Raw genomic sequence first — 16615 nt, 5'->3', positions numbered from 1 at the left:
GCCCACCTGGACTGGCTGCGGAGGCAGATCTGCGCGGTCAGGGCGCGGCTGGCCAGGCCGCTGGGCGCCAAGGCGAACAAGCGCGAAGGACTGGCGCGTGGGTATGCCTCGCGGGGCGGGTGGCATGCCAAGGCCCGCCGCCTGCAGGCATTGGAGGCCCGGCTGGCGGCGGTGGAGGCGGACTGGGCAGCGGGCCGGGTGCGGGTGGTGCGCGGCGGCAAGCGCCTTGCGAACACCCGCCACCACCTGAACGACGCCGGGCTGAGTGAGCAGGCGTGGCGGGAACGCTGGCAGGCAAGCCGGGAGAAGCACGGCCGCAACAAGCGCTTCAGGCGGCTGCTCGCCCGCTTCCCGACCGCGAAACTCAAGGCCCGGCTGGTGTCGATGGCCGCCGAGCAGGACATCGCGATCGTCGCGGTGGACCCGGCCTACACCTCCCGGTGGGGTGCGCAGCACTGGCAGAAGCCGCTGGCCACACCACGACGCCAGATTTCCCGGCACGATGCGGCGAGCATCGCGGTCGGGCGCCGCGCCCTCGGGCATCCGATCCGGCGACGGACGGCACCGCCCCCGGCACACCGGAGTGATGTGCCGGGGCATCGGACCGTCCAGGCCCGACCGGAGACCCGACGGCGTGAGGAAACCCGCCCCCACCCGCCCGGACCACGCACCGGATGCGCGCCGCCCGGTGGTGGAGCGAAAGCGGGGGACCAGGGTGCCCAACACCGTTCGGGGCACCCGGCTGAGCAGGAGTTCTGGCACCAGGACTCACTTCCGCTCAGTCTTTAGGACCGGTTTGCCGCACAGTGCCGTCAGACATGGGCCAACCTGGCCGCGGCCCTGGCTCACCACGGGATGGGGCTGTCCGACCTGGTCAAGGTGACCACCTTCCTGTCGGACAGGGCCTACTGGGAGGAGAACTCCGCAGTCCGGCGTGAGGTACTCGGCGACCACGCTCCGGCTTTGACGGTCATCATCACGGGCATTTACGACGAGGCGTGGCTGCTGGAGATCGAGGCTGTCGCCGCGCGGTAGATGCCCTGGCGGTCATGAGCGCGGCCAGACGACGGTGGCGGACCGGCGGCGGAGTCGGTCGATCAGGACGACGCGGTGGCGGGGGAGTGGGACGCCGGCACGTTCTGCCATGAGGCGTTCTTGTAGTTTGACGGCGGTGATGCGGCCTTCGTTGACACCGGAGTTGTAGAGGGTCGGGATCCCTGGGCGACGGCGTGCTGGTCTTCCCGCAGGGCTTCTACGATGCCGGCGCGTGGCTCACCTGGACCGTTCCCGTCGACGGAGGCCTGCCCGAACGGCCCCACCGCATCGGCGTCTTGCCGCCCGCCGCGACGCGTGCGGACCGTCTGGCGATGCACTGGCAGCCGCGTGCCGTGGGGCCGACCTTCGCTGGCTGCTGTGCCACCTCCACCGCATCAAGCGAGTTGGCGTATCCGGACGGCTTGATGAGGCCGTGAAATTCCGTCTCGGGCTCTCAGATAGCGTGCCGCCCATGATGCGTACGCAACGCACCGGTGCAGCGCCGGCTACTCACGTGGTTACGGACGAGGATGGGGTACGTCTCCCGCGGCTGCGCTTCAAGGACGTGGTGGTGAGAGGGGCGGTGCAGGGAATCGCCGCTGTCGTCCTGCTCTTCGTGGGAATGTTCTTCGTCGCCGATCACCATGATCGCGAAACGTTCCTTGCCGTGGTGGGAGGATTCTCCGCTGTGTTCGCGGGGACCGGGATCGTGTTCGGGGGCTTCTTCTGGGCGGTCTGCGCGGGTGACATCCGGCGTTGGCGGGACTGGCGCACGATCACCGGCCAGACAGGCGGCGTCATGATCATGGCGCCGGTACTCGTACGGTCGGGCGTCCTCGCCTTGGTGCTCTTCCCCGGCGCCCTCGGGCTCTACCACCTGGTCGACAACGCCGCATACGACAGTTGGCTGTACGGGAGTTGAGCCGGGATGCGTGGGGCCTCCTGTGCTCCTGACGTGACGTCGTTTCGCACGATGCATGGAGGGCGCACTCGGGGGCTGGCACGATCAGCCCCCATGAATGATCAGGAAACTGTGCAGGTTCAAGCTCAGCGCTTGGTGGCGGCCCGCTTCCCGCAGACTCTGGGCGCCGTGCTCGGTGGCTCGGCCGCCCAAGGTCGCGCCACCTCGGCCAGTGATCTGGACGTGGCCGTCCTCTTACCGGACTCCGACAGCAGCCGCCGGGAGGTCATCCGCCATGACGGTCGCCTGGCAGAGTTGTTCTTGAACACCGTCGTGGATGTGCCGGAGTTCTTCGAGTGGGACCGAGCCCGTCGCCGCGGGACCGTCCTGTTCATCTATGCCGAGGGCCTGCCCCTGACCGACCCGCACGGCCACCTGGCCCGTACCCGCGATCAGGCGCGAGCGGTGCTCGCGGCCGGCCCTCCCGCGCTGACCCCGGCGGAGTGGGAGCACGGCCGTTACGTGCTCACCTGCTACGTGGATGACCTGGTCGATGCCTCGCCCGCTGACCGCTACGAACAGCTGTCCATCGCCGACCACACCCTGCGCGAAGCAGCGCATCTGCTCACTGCCCACCACTGTGCGTGGACGGGTATCGGCAAATGGCTTCCCCGCAGACTGCTGAGCGCAGACCCGGCACGGGGCAAGGCCCTGTTGGACGGTCATCGGGCGGTGGCCGAACGCGCCGACCCCGCCCCATTGGCGGCGGCGGTGAAGCCGGTGCTCGACCTGCTCGGCGGACCGCTGAGGGAGGGATACGCACAGCCCTGGCGCATCTGAGCCGGACGCCGTGTCTGCGCCGTGGTGCCTGTCCGGGCATGCCTGTGCTGGTCAGCGCGAGCAGACCACGGTGACCAGGGTGAAGGAGGCGTAGAAGGGGCCTTCGGAGAGACCGGTGAACCAGCGGTGGCCGCGGTTTCGGTCGATGCGGCCATCGGTGATGGCTTGGTGCAGGTTGCGCCCGAGCCCCAGTGTGTGGTCTGCGTCTTGGAAGTCCCGGAACACCGGTGTCGTCGTGTTCACGGTTCGGATCTGGAATCCGGCCTTGTCGGCGAGCCGGGCGAGGCTGCGTCCGATGGTGGCGTGCCGGACCACTTCCTCGGTGGTGTAGCGGGTGAAGGCACGGCTGGTCTCGAGATCTTCCGCATCGACCACGAGGGTGTCCCAGTCCGGCTCGACAAGACCGACCGCGGCACCGGGCCGGGTGATGCGGTGCAACTCTGCCAACGCCTGGGCAGGGTGGGCCACATGCATAAGAACCCGGTCGATCTTGGCCCGGTCCACGGACCCCGACTCGACGGGCAGGGCGTGTACGTCGCCCTCCCGGATCTCCACACGTAGCCCGTTCGTGCGCTCCCGGGCCCGCTCCAGCATGGCGGGGTCACGGTCGACGCCGATGACTGTGCCCTGCTCGCCGACCCGTTCCGCGAGTGCGGGAAGATCTGTACCGGGGCCGCATCCCGCATCGAGCACGGTCTGACCCGAAGCGATGTCAAGCAGGTCGATCAGCTGTTGCTTGTATGCGCGGCCGGCGTCGCTCGAGGCGGCTCGCAGCATGTAGGAAGCCTGGTCCGGCCGGGAGACACCAAGAGACGTCGACATACCGGCAAGTCAAGCACGCCGGAGGGCGTCGGCACTGTCAACTGATCCATTCTCACAGGGGCGTTGGGGCGTCCGCCGTTCAAGTGCAGACACCTATTGGCTGTGTTGTCCCGACTGGTTCCGAATGCAGCGCGATGCCATCGCGGTGACCGTGAGCGAGGCCAAGCCGACCTGCGGCTTTCAACCTCCGCTGCGCTGCTCCTGCCTGGGGGCATCAAATCCTCGGTCCCTGCCGGCGGCTGGTGTGGTTCCCAGTGATCGGCGTTCTCCCGCCGGGCACGCTCCGGGAACTCGTCGTACGCAGGCCGCGATAGAAGCATCCCCGGAGGGGCCGATCCCTTTTGACCGCGGGCACGATGGCATCCCGCGGAGTGCTGTCAGGCTCGACGACAGCCCCAGCTGCATACGGAGCTGAGGCTGTCGATGAGCGCGGGAAGGGCCGATGGCATTTCCGCCAACGCGTTCCCCGAGCACTGTGCGTACTGCGGTCAGCCCGGCCGGACGTTGGCCGGCTCAGAGACGTAGCAGACTCCGCACGGGACGCCAGTGGTCCTCCACAGCAGCCTGCAGAACTTCGGTGAAGCTCAGGCCCCATGCCTCCATCGTCGTCTGCTCGAACAGATCAGTGGAGTACTCGAAGGTGACGGTTAGGGTGTCCTCCCCGGGCGACAGGACCACGTAGAGTTCGTTCCGTGCCACGCCCGACGTGGGAAGGCCGCATACCGTGGCTGTCGCCGATCGCAGGTCCAGCGCTGGTGGCGGTGTGGTGACCACGGTGAACAGCACGGTGGGGAACAGTGCGTCGCCGGTCCCGGGTGACACGAGCTCCGCCACCTGGCTCAGCGGCAGTTCCTGGTGGTCGAGCACGGTGAAGAGGGTCGAGCCCAGTTGCTTCACGAGATCGGCGAAAGTCTCGGCCTCGCCGAGCCGGGCGCGCAGCAGGACGGCATCACCCAGCAGCCCGACCACGTCCGACCGCTCGCGCTGCGTGCGGTTCGCGCTGGACGCGGCCAGCACCACATCGTCAGGGCGGCCGCACAGTCCGGCCGCCCAGGTGGCAAACGCCGCGGCCAGCACGGTGTACGGGGTCGTCCCGAGGCGTGCTGCGGTGTCCGCGACCCGACCTGGCGTGTCGCCGTCGATGGTCCAGGTGTGCAGGGCGCCCCGGCCGGACAACGACTCGGGCCGCGGCCGGTCGCAGGGAAGGTCCAAACGCAGTGGTACACCGTCGAGTTCGGTGCGCCAGAACTGCTCGAGTTCAGCCCTGCGCTCGCCCCCGAGCCGGTGTTCCGCTCGTGCGCAGTCCGTGACCTGCACTGCGGGTGGAGCCGGCGGGGCGTCGGTGCCACTGCGCCGGGAGTTGTAGAGCTCCTGCAGTTCATGCCAGATGATGCCCATGGACCAGCCGTCGCAGATCGCGTGGTGGAACACGGTTACCAGTACCCAGCGATCGGGGCCGAGCCGTGCCAGCCGGAAGCGGAACAGCGGCGCGCGGTCCATCGCGAACGCGCGGGACGCGTGCTCCTGGCACCACCGCTCAACGAACGCGGCGTCCTCTGTGTGTTCGGTGAGATCGGTGACCGGCAGGTCCACGGGCACGTCGGCCAGCACCTCGACCAGGTACTGCCCCTCGCGCCGGACACTCCTGCTGCGTAAAGCGTGGTGGCGTCGCACCAGGTCGTCCAGGGCACGCGTCAGCATCCCGTGGTCCAGGTCGCCGTGCAGGTCGATGCGGTGGGCGATGTTGTAGACGCCGGGGTCGGTGCGTTCGTGGTGCCGGTGCCACAGTCGTCGCAGAGTGGAGGTCATCGGCACGGTGTCCACCACCTCATCCGCGGCGGTGACGAGTTCAGGCACCTCAGGCGCGGACTGTTCCCAGCGTTCCGCGATGCCCCGGATGGTCGGATCCCGGAAGAAGTCGGCCATGGACACCTCGACGCTCAGGTGATCCGCCATCCGGTTGAGCAGCCTGATGGCGCTCAGGGAGTGGCCGCCGAGTTCGAAGAAGGATCGGGTCACCGGCACCTGGGGCGAACCGAATTCGTCGCACCACAGCTCGTGCAGAGACTTCTCCAGCTGGGTGGCGGGCTCCGCGTCCGCCGCCATGGTCTCGTCATCTGGCGCGGGCTCGGGTTCGGGCAGCCTGCTGCGGTCCAGCTTGCCGGAGGCGTTGACCGGGAGCCGTTCCAGGCGTACCCAACGGCGCGGCACCATGTGGTCGGGAAGTTCCGCGACGAGCGCGGTGCGCAGCTGACGGAGGTCATCCGACAGCGCCGCGGAGACCACATAGGCAATGAGCTCCATTTCGCCGTGCCGGTCGCGGCGGGGCACGACAGCCGCGTCGCGAACTCCGGGGAGCGCGGTCAGCGCCCTGAGAACCTCGGCGGGTTCGATCCGGTGGCCACGGATCTTGACCTGGTCGTCGGCGCGGCCGCAGTACTGGAGGGAGCCGTCCGTGCGCCAGCGTCCGAGGTCACCCGTCCGGTACAGCACCGATCCGGCAGCGTCGTCGAGGAAGGCCCCGGCGGTCTCCGCGGGCCGTGCGTGATAGCCGTGTGCGACCGGCGCACCGCTCACATGGATCTCGCCGACAGCGCCAACCGGCACCTCACGCCCGGCGCCGTCCCGCAGCAGAATCCGCGCCCCCGGTACCGGGGTACCGATCGGCGGCCACTCCTCGCCACTGGGGTCCACGCGGTGCGAGGTGACGATGACGGAGGTCTCCGTGGGGCCGTACTGGTTGTACAGGGCGCACTGCGGGTGCGCGGCGAGGAAGCGACGGAACGCGTCGGTGAGCTGGAGCGCCTCGCCCACCGAGAACAGCTCGCGCAGGGACGGCAGTTCGGGGCCCGTCTCGATGAGGTACTTGAGCGGCGTACAGGGCATGAACATCCGCTGCACGCCGTGGCGGCGTACCGCATCGGCGACGGACGCCGGATCGTGACGCACCTTGTCGTCGATCAGCACGAGCGCGGCTCCGGAGGCCAGCGTGGTGAAGATCTCCTGCACACTGACGTCGAACGCGGGCGAGGTCCACTGCAGGGTGCGCAGCGCGGGATGTCGTGCCACATGCCCGCGTACGAGGTTGACCGGTCCGCGGTGGGGCACGACGACTCCCTTGGGATGGCCGGTCGAGCCCGAGGTGTAGATGCAGTACGCCGGGTCCTCCGGCCGTGCTCCGTCGTCCAGGACGTCGCCCGCTTCGTCCAAGTCGCCCGCATCGTCCACCAGGTGTACAGACCGCCGGGCGGCGAGCTCCGGATGCCGGGCGAGGAGGTCATCGGATGTCAGCAGCAGGACGGGCCCGCCGTCGTCGAGGAGGGCGGCGAGTCGAGGGGTGGGCACGGACGGGTCCAGGGGCAGATACGCGGCGCCGCTCTTGAGCACCCCCAGCAGCGCGGTGATCAGCTGCGTCCCGCGGGGCAGCAGTACCGCCACCCGCTCTCCGCGCGTCGCGCCCTTGGCGCGCAGTTGCCGGGCGAGCCTGTCCGCGCGTGTGTCCAACTCCCGGTAGCTGAGCCTGTCTTCACCGCTCACCAACGCGACGGCGTCCGGCGTGCGTCGCGCCTGCTGTTCGAAGAGCCCGTGCAGGGTGTCCTCGGCGTCGGGCAGTGGTGCGTCCCGGTGTCCCAGCTGTGCCAGGGCCGTCCGGTCGGTAGCGGTGACCGTGGTCAGTTCGCGTAACGGCGTGCCGGGAGCGTCGAGGGCACGGCGCAGCGTGTGCTCGACGTAGTCCACGAAGCGGCGCACCGTACTCTCGTCGAACAGAGCCGTGTCGTACTCGACCATGAAGCGCACACCGTCACGGTGGTGTGTGAGATACACGCTGAGGTCGAAGGGGGCGCGTTCGCTCGGCATATCCAGCAGCGCGGCCGTCAACCGGGGCGGGTCGAACTCCACCTGGCCCTCGTTCTCGTACTCCACCAACACCTGGAAGAGCGGATTGCGGCTCGGGTCGCGGCGCGGGTTCAGCGCGCCGACCAACTCGTCGAAGGGGACAGCGCGGTGTTCGTACGCTGAAGTGCTGCTCTCCCGCACTCGATGCAGCAGCGTCGGGAAGTCCGGGTCACCGGAAAGGTCCAGGCGCAGGGCCACGGTGTCGAGGAACAGACCGACGTGGTGCTGTGCGTCGGAGGGCCGGGCGGAGACAGCGGTGCCGACCACCACATCCTCCTGCCCGCTGAAGCGTCCGAGCACCGCCGCGATGGCACTGGTCAACGTCATGAAGACCGTGGCTCGGTGTCCGGCGGCGAACGCCCGCAGCCTGCCGACGAGTTCAGCGTCCAGCGCGTGGGTGAGGCTCGCCCCCGCCCCCGACCTGACCGGCGGGCGTGGCCGGTCCGTGGGCAGCGAGAGTTCCGGGGCACCGCTGAGCTCACGCCGCCAGAAGTCGAGGGACGCGGCAATCTCCGCGGGATCGGGCTCACTGGGCGTGTGTCCGCCGGCCAAGGGTGGCAGTTCAGTATCGCCGTGCGGCCAGGAGCGGTAGCAGGCGGCGAGATCGCGGGCCAGCACCGCTGTGGAAGACGAATCGAAGACGATGTGATGGGCCAGCAGAAAGAGCAGGTGCCGCTCCTCCGACAGGCGCAGCAGCCGGGCCGAGACCAGCGGACCGGCGCTCAGGTCGAAGATCCGGCGTCCCTCGGTCTCCAGAACGCCGCGCAGCGCCTCCTCCTCCGGCACCCCGCTGCGGTCGTCGACCGGACAGTCGAGGCGCGCCTGGGGACGGATCTCCTGGTATGGAATGCCGTCGGCGTCCGGGAACACGGTACGCAGCGCCGGATGCCGGTCCGCGACCCGTTGCAGCGCCCACTGCAGCGCCGGCACGTTCAGTGGGCCGTCCAGCCGGATCGCCTTGGGCTCGTGGTACATGCTGGTACCGGGGTGCAGTTGCTCCAGGAACCAGATGCGGCGCTGGGCGGGCGACAGGGGCAGCCGTTCTTGCGCAAGTTCCGCTCGCTGCCGCGCCGTCGGCTGCTCACTGCGGCGAACCCGGTCGAGCGCGGGCAGCGCCGCCAGTACCTTCTCCTTCGGCACGCCGAAGTCCACGAAGCAGGCGATCTCGTCCGCTCCGGCGTCCACCAGCCGACGCACCGTCTCGGCGGCCGTGTGCTCGTCACCGATCAGCGCGCGGAAGTCGCAGTAGCGTTCGTAGGCGCGCTCGAGCAGGAACTCCACGTCGTCCTCGGGGGTGTTGTCCAGGTCGACCTCGAAGCCGAGGCTGTTGGTGACCTGGTCGAAAAGCGACAACGAGGAGCGCAGGTAGGACACGAACGGCCGGTACGCCTCAGCCCGCGCCCGCGCGGCGTCGTCGCCGAGATAGGTGTGCACCAGCACCACCACTCTGCCCGCCACGGGATCGAGCCCGTGCTCGGCGCGCGTACGCCGGTACAGGGCGATGTTCTCCGCCAGCTGCTCGACGGTCTGCGTCATCAGGTTGGTGACCACACCCAGGTCCTGGGCGGCCGCCTGACGGTAGCTGTCCGGGTTGCCCACCACCGCCACGTACATGGGGGGCTCTTCCTGCACGGGGTGGGGATACAGCCGTATCTCGGCGGGTTCACCGTCGCCCGCGGTCACCGTGACCGGCTGCCCCGACCAGAGCTGCCGTACGGTGGCCAGCTGCTCGTACATCACCTCGCGGTGCCGGCCGAAGTGCTCCGGAGCGAGCGCGAAGTCGGTGGCGTGCCAGCCGCTCGCGAAGCACAGCCCCGCCCGTCCGCCGGAGATGTTGTCGACCACCGACCACTCTTCCGCAACCCGGATCGGGTGGTGCAGCGGCAGCACCACGGACCCCGCGTGCAGCCGGACACGACTGGTCCTGGCTGCGAGTGCGGCGGCGAGCACGGAGGGGTTGGGGAAGAGCGCGCCGAAGGAGTTGAAGTGCCTCTCCGGGAACCACAGGGCGTGGAACCCGTGTTGGTCGGCGAAGTCCGCGGCGTCCATGATCAGTGCGTACTTGTCGTGCTCGGCGTCCTCGGGGTAATCGCCGAAGAAATACAGGCTGAAGTCGCATCCGGTTGCAAGGGCCGGTGGACGGCGTACTGCAGGAGCTGGTTCAGGCTCCGCCTTGGCCTTCGGCGGTACGGGGCTGGCGGCTGAGGTCCGCTGTACCGGGGCCGCGGCCGGAGCGACCTCAGCGGCGGAGGAAGCGGACGCGAGCACGTCGAGCTGCCGGGAGATCACCCCGGTCACCTGGTCGACGAGTTGCTCGGCCAGCCTCAGCTGCTGAGCGAACAGGTCGTGGTGCTCACCGACACCTTCGGGAACCGGCGCCGGTTCCGGACGGGGCCGCTGCGTGGAGACGGTCACCTCCGTCTCCTGGTGCGGCTCCGCCGAAGGGGCTTCGGTCGCGCCGCCCCGCAGGGACGCCAGGCGTTCGGCAAGCTTGCGCGGGGTGTCGGTCGAGGAGAACAGCTCTCTGATGGGTATGCGTACGCCGTACCGGTGCTCCAGCTCCGTCGTCATGCCCATCAGGGAGAGGGAGTCCGCGCCCAGCTCGAAGAACGAGCTGTCGGGTGCGACGTCCCTGGCCTCGCTGCCGAGTTTGTCGGCCGTCAGTTCCCGTACCAGATCAAGTAGTTCGCTTGGTGCAGCAGGCTCCGCGGCGGTGGCCGGGTGTTGCTGTGGGTGCCCGGGAGCCTGCGTCGGCGGGACGGCTCGGGGTGCCACCTTGCGCCGCCGCAGGGGATGCCCCGGGAGCGGCACCCTGCCTCCGTCTTCGGTGATCGCGCGCCAGTCCAGCTCGGCGCCTGCGCGGTACAGCGAGCCCAGCGCCGTCAGGAGCCCGCGCACCTGGTCGGCTCGCGTGCCCCTGCCCTGCCCGCTCACCCAGCGGCTCCCAGGGAAGCAGTGCCTGCCGAGGCCGGCGAGAGCGTCCACGGAACCGATCTCCACGAAGTCCTCGCACCCGTGCTCCGCCGCGGCGGCCATGGCCAGATCGAAGCGGACCGGCTCCCGCGCCTGTCGGCAGAGGTAGTCCGCGTCGACGGTCCATCCCGTCGGACGCAGCTCGCCGTCGGCCGCGGTGACCAAGGGGACGCGCAGCGGCTCGTACGTCACGCGCTCCGCGTGCGAACGGAAGGCGCGCAGCGGCGGTTCTACCGCGGCCGAGTGGAACGCCCGGTCGACGGCGAGCGCCTGCCATCGCAGCCCTTCCTGGTCGAGGAGGCGCATCGTCTGCTCGACGACCTGTGGTGAGCCGGAGAGCACCTGGGCGTGTGGCCCGTTGACTGCGGCCAGTTCGGCTCCGGTGGCCTGTGCGATGCGCTGCGCGACCGCTGTGTCGGCGCGGACCGCCAGCATGCCGCCGGGCGGACAGACCGTGTGCATCAACCTGCCGCGCCATGCGGTGAGCCGCAGCCCCTCCTCGAGGGTCAGGGCGCCGCCTGCGTGCAAAGCCGCGTACTCGCCGACACTGTGGCCGAGCAGCAGCGCGGGGCGGATACCGGCGGTGCCCCACACCTCGACCAGCGCCGTCTGGTGGGCGAAGAGGGCAGCCTGGGCCGTCTCGGTGGACCACACATGGCCTTCGGCGGCGGACCGGTCCGACTCGTTGAGCAGGAGCGGGAGCAGGGTGCCGCCGAACTCGTCGGCATAGATCTCCTCGCACCGGTCGAGCGTGCGCCGGGCCGCGGGATACGCGGTGTAGAGACCGCTCGCCATGCCGGGGCGGGCACTGCCCTGTCCGGTGAAGGCGAACGCGAGCGGCCCGGGCGGACCGGGCGGTACCGACTGCCCTTGCAGGGCGCGGGCGAGTTCCCCGGCCGTGCGGCCGACGGCTGCGGTCCGTGCCGGGCGGTGTGGCCTGCCGAGTGCCATGGTGGCCGCGATGTCCTTGGCCGCGAGTTCCGGCCGCTGTCGCAGCCGGTCACCGAGCCGTTCGGTCAGTTCGCCCAGAGCCTGCGCGTCGCGGGCCGACACCGGAACAAGTACCGGTAGGTCTGTGTCAGTGGCCAGGGGCACTGTCGGCGACGGGGGCTCCTCCAGCACCACATGGGCGTTGGTGCCGCCGACCCCGAGGGCACTGACCCCGGCCCGCCGCGGCACACCGTGCGGCGACGGCCACGGCCGTAGCTCGGTGCCCAGCGCCAACGGACCGTCTGCCAGAGGAAGTTCCGGGTTGGGGTTGGCCAGATGCAGCGTCGGCACCAGCGTGCGGTGCCGCAGCATGAGCACCGTCTTGATCAGCCCGGCCATTCCGGCACAGCTGTCGAGGTGCCCGATGTTCGGCTTCACTGATCCGACGGTGCAGAAGGCCCTGTTCCGTGCGCCTTCGCCAAGAGCCCGGCTCAGTGCTTCGAGCTCGATCGGATCGCCGAGCCTGGTGCCGGTCCCGTGCGCTTCCACGTACGAGATCGTGTCCGCGGGGACGGCCGCCCTGCGCAGCGCCTGGCGTACGACCTCGACCTGACCCGCGACGCCAGGGGCGCTGAAGCCCACCTTTTCCGCACCGTCGTTGTTGACCGCAGAGCCCAGAATCACCGCGTGCACGGTGTCACCGTCGGCCAGTGCGCGGTCGAGTCGCTTCAGCAGGACGGCGGCCACGCCGTTGCCGCCGACGGTTCCGTCGGCGTCCGCGTCGAAGGCCCGGCAGCGTCCGGTGGGTGACAGGATGGAGCCGGGGTGACTGCGGTAACCCGTCTCCTGGGGGAGGTGCACAGCGGCGGCGCCCGCCAGCGCCAGGTCCGACTCGCCGCTCAACAGGGTCTGCACCGCAAGGTGCACAGCGACCAGCGAGGTGGAGCAGGCCGTCTGCACGCCGATGGCGGGGCCGGTGAGCCCGAGCCGGTAGGCGACTCGGGAGGCGAGGAAGTCCGGCTGCTGCCCGACGGCGGCCTGTATGCCGGTGGCAGGGTCGCTCCCGTCGTGCGGGGCACCGATCGCCGAAGGTTGCTGGTGGTCATAGAGGTTCATGCCCGAACCCGCGAACACCCCGACGCTGGTCCCCGGCTCAGCCGCAGCGTAGCCGCCGTCTTCGAGCGCCTCGTGGCAGCACTCCAGGAACAGCCGGTGCGCGGGGTGCGTGAGCCCGGCCTCCTTGGGGCTCATCCCGAAGAAGTCCGCGTCGAATTCGTCGACGCCGTCAAGGACTCCGGCGACGGGCACCAGGCCGGGTGCGCGACGCTGCTCCGGAGACAGCCCCGCCGCCGCGAGCTCTTCCTCCTCGAAGACGCGGACGCTGTCCACGCCGTCGCGCAGGTTGGCCCAGAACCCTTCCACCGTGTCGGCGCCCGGGAAGCGCACGGAAAGTCCGACGACCGCGATACGGTGGTCGGCCGTGTCTTCGCAGGTACCGGACTCGGCGCCGACGTGGGCGGGGCGCGTCGGCGTCGCGGCGGCTTCGGCCAGATGCGCGGCGAGCGCGGCCGCCGTGGGATGTTCGAAGAACGCGGTCTGCGCGATCGTCGTCGCGAACCGCGACTCAAGGCGCGCCCGAAGACGTACCAGGAGCAGGGACGTCAGGCCCTGTTCGTAGAACGGCGCGTGAGCCTCCACCCGGCGCCCCAGCAAGTCCGTTATCTCCTCTTGCACCGCCCGCGTCACCTCATCGGGGTCTGCTGCGACGCGCGGGGCAGAGGGCGTGCGCAGCCCGCCGCCGATCAGGCGGTCCCTGAGTTCGCTACGGCGCACCTTTCCCGCGGGCGTCCTCGGGAACTCGCCGTGCGGGATGGGCAGGACATGGGCGGCGGTGAGGCGGAGTCGGGAGAACAGCGCCGCCTTCACTTCCCGTGTGATGCGTGCGTCGTCGTGGGCACCGTGGCTCACGAAGAACACGGCCAGCTCCTCCGTTCCGCTGTCCGGGCGCGGAATGCCGCAGGCGGCGACCTCCCCCGGTCTGATGCCGGCGACGGCGGTGGTGGCGGCTTCCTCGATCTCGTGGCAGTAGATGTTGTGCCCGTTGATGATGATCAAATCCTTGCGGCGGCCGGTGATCACGACCTGGCCCGCATCGAGAAAGGCCAGATCACCGGTGTCCAGCCAGTCACGTCCGCAGGGGAAGGCCGCCGCGTCCGCCTCCGGGTTGTTCACGTAGCCGGGGGTCAGGCGGGCGGGTGAGTGCACTTGAAGCCGACCGATCCGGCCCTCGGGTGCTGGATCGCCGCGGTCGTCCACAATGCGCAGGGTGACCCCGTGCGCCGGCGAGCCCGCCGCGACGAAGGTGACGCAGTCGCGCTCGGGCGTCTGCTCATCGGCCCGCATCAGGTCACCACTCAAGCTGCTCTTGAGCAGGCGGTGCACGGTGCCCGGCCGGTCGAGGCGACCATAGGTGACGGCCGTGACCGTCTCGGCCATACCCCACACCGGAACGATGTGTCCCTCCCGGATCCCGTACGCGCCCGTCGCGTCGAGGAAACGACGCAGCACCGGGAGTACGATCTGCTCGCCCCCGCAGAGCAGGGATTTGATACGGCTGAGGTCCCAGCCGCCCCCGCCCCGCTCCGCAAGCGCGTCCGCGACGAGCTGGTAGGCGAAGGTCGGCGCCCAGCTGTGCTGTGCCCCGTACTCGTCGAGGAGGTCGAGCCAGCGCAGCGGTTCGGCCAGGACCAGATCGGTAGGTGCGTGGACGTTGGTGCATCCCGCGAAGACGGCGAGCAGGTGGTACAGCAGGAACGCGCCGCTGTGGTCGACCGGCAGCCAGTTCACCATGGCGTCGTCCGGGCCAACATCCAGGATGCGCCGGCTGCTCGCGGCAAAGTCCGCCAGTCCGGCGTGCGTCAGCTGCGCGGCCTTGGGCACACCAGTACTGCCGGAGGACAGCATCAGCAGCGCGACGTCGGATGCGGCCGGCTCAGTGTGATCGTCCGCAGGCGGGGCATTCAGGCAGTCCTGTGCAACCGCGACCCGCAGCTGCGGAGCCGTCTGGGCCAGAGCCGCCGCCCCGGCCGCGTCGCTGAGCACCAGTGGTTGGTCCAGCAAGGTACAGGCGTGCAGCAGGCGTTCCAGCGCCGGGGAGCCCTCGGCGGCGCGCTCCGCGATGGCCATGGGCCTGGCACCGCCGAGCACACCGGCCCAGAAGGCGGGGAAGAACTCGTCCAGCGGCAGTCCGCACAGCACCAGCACGTCACCGGCGCGCAGTCCGCGCTCCCGCAGTCCGGTGAGCAGACGGCGAGCCCGAGCCAGCAGTTCGGAATACGGCAGCTCGGTCGCGGAACCATCCGGAGCGATGGTGACAACCCCCGCACCGGAGCCGGAGCCGGAGCCGGAGCCGGAGCCGGAGCCGGAGCCCGCAGCGCGCAGCAGTGCCTGCAGGGCGCTGCGCGGATCGTCCTCGGTGTACTCCAGCTCAGGCCCTCGGCAGAGGGCTTGCCCCTGTACGCGTTCCATGAGTGTCCTCTCCGTCTCCTTCATTGATGGACCCGTCTTCTTCGCTGGTGGACGACAGAGGCGCAGCCGTGCCGCGGGTGGCGATGGCCAGCAGCAGAACCAGTGCCGCGCACGCCGCCGCGCTGTGGAAAGCAGCCACCACGGCCAGGGCGGGCAGTACTTCGAGAGCCGCGGCCGCCGCCACCGTTCCCAGCGCGAACCCGAACTGCTCCGCCGTGGCGGACCATCCGAACAGTCGGCTGCGCTGCCGGTCGGGGGCCGCCTGCAGGCGCGAGGTGTAGATGATCTCGGTGCAGCCGTCGGCAAACCCCGCCGACGCAGCCGCCACCATCAGTGCCGGAATGGGCAATCCGGCGAACGCGACCACGAAGGCGAGCGACATCAAGCAGGTGCCGACCGCGAACGCGCGCTCTCCCCACGCTGCCGCGTCCCGCCTCCGTTTGAGTACCTGGTGGGCGAGGAGGGTACCTGTCGCCCACGCCACCCAAAACTGGGTCATGAACACCGCCGGGCCGGACGGGGTGGTGGAGTGCGCGACCACAGGCAAAGCCACATTGTGCGAGGAGGAGGCCAGGGCGTCGACGCCTCTCAGCAGGACCATGCCGAACAGAAGGGCCGGCACGCCTGCCATCACGCGCCGTACCCGGCTACCGCACGCCATGCGGAGCAACGGCCCGGCGCTCTTCCGACTGTCGGGCTTCGCGACTTCCTCGGAGTTGCCGGCTTCAGGCTCGTCCGTGCGCGGGCGCAGGACCAGGAGCGCTGTGGCGGACACCATGAAGCTTGCGGCGTTGACGGCGAATGCGGCGGTGTAGCCGCCCAGCCCGATGACCGGCGCTGCCGAGGCGAAGCCGAGCACCGTGGCGAAAGACCGCGCCGTGACCAGCAGGCCGTTTGCATGAGAGCGGGCGTCCTGGCCGACTATGACCGGAACCGCGCGTGCGCAAGGCAACGGTGAAAAACGTGTTCCCCGCACCCAGGACCATGACCGCGCAGGCGAGCAGCCACAGCGGCATCCGCGAGACGCACAGCGCCAGCACCGTCATGGCGACGGCCTGGGCAACGTCCGCGCAGATCATCGACGTCCGCCGCGCAAACCTGGCCGACAGCGCCCCCGCAGCGAGCCCGGCCAGGAAACCGGAGACCAGCCGTACCGCCATGACCGCGCCGACACCGAACGCGGTACCCGTCACGTCGTAGGAGAACAGGCTCAGCGCGATCAGGTTGAGGTAATTGCCGTAGCCGGACATGGCGTACGCGGACACAATTGCCCGGAACCGCCAATCCACACCGCCCACTTGACCGCCCATCAGCCTAGTTACGGACTTGGAGCTCTCCTGGTCCTTCCCCGCACCCAGATCAGAGTGACGTGAGGCGCTCGAGGGCCGCTGGTTCGGCGACCTGAGGCCTGCCGTACAGGCCTTCACGGACACGTGTGCCGAGCACACCACCGGGATGGTCACGTGGGAGCTGCGCCCAGGCGAGGCCTACACCCGTGCGATCAAGGCTCCCCGCCCCCGCTACCTCCGCGACCGCGAAGGCTGGGAGAGGCGGTCCATCGAGGCGGAATACGCCGTGCACGGGTTCTTGCCGGCTCAAGCGCAGAACGCGGTGTCTGGGCCTGATTCCCGCCACCTCACCGCCGGACGCGGACTGATCGTGCGCCCGTGGCGGCACACCAGTTCTCGT

General features: G+C 69.9%; 4 protein-coding genes and 3 pseudogenes. 4 read left to right on the top strand and 3 right to left on the bottom strand.

Features of this window, described 5'->3' with window-relative positions; genetic code table 11:
- The 4 genes and pseudogenes from GAS53_RS04325 to GAS53_RS04305 all read left to right on the top strand — a co-directional run.
- Nucleotides 1–789: pseudogene (locus tag GAS53_RS04325) on the top strand (hypothetical protein); the annotation flags it as partial.
- Between the two features lie 15 nt (nt 790–804).
- Nucleotides 805–1035 (top strand): annotated as a pseudogene (locus GAS53_RS04320) (RidA family protein); the annotation flags it as partial.
- Between the two features lie 472 nt (nt 1036–1507).
- Complete coding sequence (locus tag GAS53_RS04310) at nt 1508–1957, top strand: DUF6336 family protein (RefSeq protein WP_225858714.1); 450 nt, start codon at nt 1508–1510, stop codon at nt 1955–1957.
- A gap of 93 nt (nt 1958–2050) precedes the next feature.
- Nucleotides 2051–2776, top strand: a complete 726-nt coding sequence (locus tag GAS53_RS04305; RefSeq protein ID WP_151476064.1) for a nucleotidyltransferase domain-containing protein — start codon at nt 2051–2053, stop codon at nt 2774–2776.
- Nucleotides 2777–2827: 51 nt separating this feature from the next.
- Here GAS53_RS04305 and GAS53_RS04300 read toward each other — a convergent pair whose 3' ends face one another.
- The 3 genes and pseudogenes from GAS53_RS04300 to GAS53_RS04290 form a co-directional block, all read right to left on the bottom strand.
- Complete coding sequence (locus GAS53_RS04300) at nt 2828–3553, bottom strand: methyltransferase domain-containing protein (RefSeq protein WP_151476063.1); 726 nt, start codon at nt 3551–3553, stop codon at nt 2828–2830.
- Nucleotides 3554–4111: 558 nt separating this feature from the next.
- The gene (locus GAS53_RS04295) at nt 4112–14926 is read right to left on the bottom strand and encodes a non-ribosomal peptide synthetase/type I polyketide synthase (protein ID WP_151476062.1); all 10815 of its coding nucleotides are present in this window, start codon (nt 14924–14926) and stop codon (nt 4112–4114) included.
- Nucleotides 14886–16176, bottom strand: a pseudogene (locus GAS53_RS04290) (MFS transporter). Before GAS53_RS04290 ends, GAS53_RS04295 begins: the two are co-directional and overlap by 41 nt.
- Nucleotides 16177–16615 lie beyond the last annotated feature (439 nt).

Source organism: Streptomyces albicerus, assembly GCF_008905045.1.
Taxonomy (GTDB): domain Bacteria; phylum Actinomycetota; class Actinomycetes; order Streptomycetales; family Streptomycetaceae; genus Streptomyces; species Streptomyces albicerus.
Note: the sequence above shows the minus strand (reverse complement) of the source record. Positions and strands in the feature narration are given on the sequence as shown.

Coding starts and splice junctions, on each gene's coding strand:
- GAS53_RS04310 (WP_225858714.1), top strand. CDS start 1,508: ATGATGCGTACGCAACGCACCGGTGCAGCGCCGGCTACTCACGTGGTT.
- GAS53_RS04305 (WP_151476064.1), top strand. CDS start 2,051: ATGAATGATCAGGAAACTGTGCAGGTTCAAGCTCAGCGCTTGGTGGCG.
- GAS53_RS04300 (WP_151476063.1), bottom strand. CDS start 3,553: ATGCTGCGAGCCGCCTCGAGCGACGCCGGCCGCGCATACAAGCAACAG.
- GAS53_RS04295 (WP_151476062.1), bottom strand. CDS start 14,926: ATGGAACGCGTACAGGGGCAAGCCCTCTGCCGAGGGCCTGAGCTGGAG.